Below are 2,238 nucleotides of genomic sequence, written 5' to 3' on the forward strand. Positions count from 1 at the left end.
TAGGTTTGTTGACTGTGGCTTTCTGTGTTGCTGCATCAGTTTTATCTGCATTTAGCCGCTCCAGTTCCAGATCGACTGCTGCGATATCTTCTTCGACCGCCTCATCCCACAGATGGATTTGTTTTGCAGTGAGATGTTCGTTTTTACTGCCGAATTTGTGCTGTTTAAATAGTGCGAGTTCATGCTCGTATTTTTGATTGAGAATAGAAAGATGTTGAACTTTAGAATCTAATTGCTGATTGGTGACTTCAAGATGTTCAACTCTGGCATCTAATTGCTGGTTTGATTGTGCTAGAGACTGATGCTGCATCGCCAACTGTCTGGTGAATTCCAGCAGTTGTTCATGGGTCAGTTGGCTTAAGTCAGGCAGCGTATTCATGACCGCAGTATGCCTGAGGTCATGAAGAGAATGAAATAGAACGTTTGGAGGATGGCAGAATGGTCGAGCTTGGTTTAGAGCATATTCACCACTTGCTGCAATCCAATTCTCTGCCAGGGCAAACCTTGGATTAATGCCTGTAACTGTTCCGGGCTGAGGGCCACGGTTTCACCTTGGTGAACTTGAGCCCAGTGAAATTTACCCTGTTCCAAACGCCGGGCACACAGCCAGATGCCCAGTCCATCATGTACCAACACTTTCATACGATGACCACGTTTATTACAGAACAGGTAGGCGCAATGCGGTTTGATGTAGCCAAAGGCTCTCACCACCTGAGCCATGACAGTATCCATTCCTGCTCGCATATCCATGGGCTGGGTAGAGAGCCAAATTTCATTGATACGGATCATGTTGCCAGTGCCTTGAGTAATTCTGCCAAGGCAGGTATTTCTGATGTCTGCCATTTTAGCTGAATATCATTATTCGTATGAGGCACGGTGATACACAACGTGATCCTCTCATCAATAGGTTGGCTGATTGCAGCAGTGTAAGGCAAAGCAATAAATGCTGGATTCACATGAGTAGGATCCTGCACGGCACCATCATGATGGCTGAAGATCCTGATCCAACGACTGACAAGGTTGGCATTAATACTATGTTGCAGTGCGACCGAAGCGATCGAGGTATTAGGATTTTTGCAGGCATTGACAATACTGAGTTTGAATTCTTTGCTGTATTTTCGGCGTTTTTTAGCAACAGGAGGTGTTGCTGAATATATATCCATGTTCATGGATTAAGTCCCCACTTGTTTTTAGGTGGGAACTAAATTAAGGCTTATAGGATCGCTTGGTAAGGCTGTGTTAGCCGGATGCTTACGAAAGTTTTCTATAAAAAGTTTTTTCTCTAATGCAGATATAATATTTTCCGTCAACCAACTAATTACATTAGCTTCATCACCTGAAGCATCTAAACAATTGATATTAATAGTCAAACATTGTTCACGCGTACTTTTTGGAAGTATCTTGGAAAAGAATCTATCTATATATGTAGTTTTACCTGAACCAGTAGGACCTACAATAAAAACAGATAAATCCGAATCTGCAGGTATTTGAGCTTGTACATTATCTTGAATTAAATTACTTAATTCACTTTCTACATGACTCTGATCTTGGGGTAAATTATTTAAAACACTTTGTGTAATTTTTTCCAAAGAATAATCAGCAATTTGACTTTCATTTGACTCAACAAAACACTCCTTCATTATTTCTGAGTTTTCATCACCAATTAATTGGGTAAAAAAACCATTAAAGATTTTTTCCAAATCAAATGAAATTGGAGATTTTTGAAGGATATTAATTTCATGTGTTTCGAGAGCAGCTATCAAAGGTAAAGTTAATTGCTCACGATTATTATGCACTTGGTCAAAAAGTGTATTGTAAGTCTTATTATTAAAATTCTCATATGAAAGAAGTTCATAAAAAACACTAAATGAATTTTCTATAGCTTCTAATGAAGGAAAAACAAATGCTTCCTTTTCTCTATATCCCCCCTTGACCCATGTCTTGAATATTATCCAAGTAATACCATCAGTTAGTACAGCAATAGGAATTCCTGCTTCACTAGCATACGCATGAGCTTGTTTAATACCTTCATTTGAGGGTTTTAAAACCGAACCTGAGATTTTTAAAGTTCGGTATTTATCTGTGACTGCAGATTCTACTCCCAAAATTCCTAAGCTGTCATTAAAAAGTAAACATGTATTCTTTTCCGAATTGGTTTGATACTCTCTCCACCCATTGCTCTATTTTATCAGCTGTCATGACTTGAAAATCTCGCCAATAATATTTCATCTGCTTCCA

General features: G+C 39.0%; 3 protein-coding genes and 2 pseudogenes. All 5 read right to left on the reverse strand.

Features of this window, described 5'->3' with window-relative positions; genetic code table 11:
* A pseudogene (locus FTV03_RS17550) lies at positions 1 to 379 on the reverse strand (IS66 family transposase); the annotation flags it as partial.
* 74 nt (positions 380 to 453) lie between these two features.
* Positions 454 to 789 (reverse strand): IS66 family insertion sequence element accessory protein TnpB, encoded by a 336-nt coding sequence (gene tnpB, locus FTV03_RS17555; protein ID WP_000619347.1) that lies wholly within the window; start codon positions 787 to 789, stop codon positions 454 to 456.
* A complete protein-coding gene (locus FTV03_RS17560; protein WP_019383553.1) occupies positions 786 to 1,169 on the reverse strand; it encodes a transposase in 384 nt (127 codons plus the stop codon). Before FTV03_RS17560 ends, tnpB begins: the two co-directional genes overlap by 4 nt.
* Positions 1,170 to 1,190: 21 nt before the next feature.
* On the reverse strand, positions 1,191 to 2,105 hold the full coding sequence (locus FTV03_RS17565; protein WP_257220840.1) for a hypothetical protein: 915 nt from the start codon (positions 2,103 to 2,105) through the stop codon (positions 1,191 to 1,193).
* Positions 2,106 to 2,121: 16 nt separating this feature from the next.
* Positions 2,122 to 2,238, reverse strand: a pseudogene (locus FTV03_RS17570) (transposase); the annotation flags it as partial.

Source organism: Acinetobacter sp. YH12218 (assembly GCF_013417925.1).
GTDB classification, from domain to species: Bacteria; Pseudomonadota; Gammaproteobacteria; order Pseudomonadales; family Moraxellaceae; genus Acinetobacter; species Acinetobacter amyesii.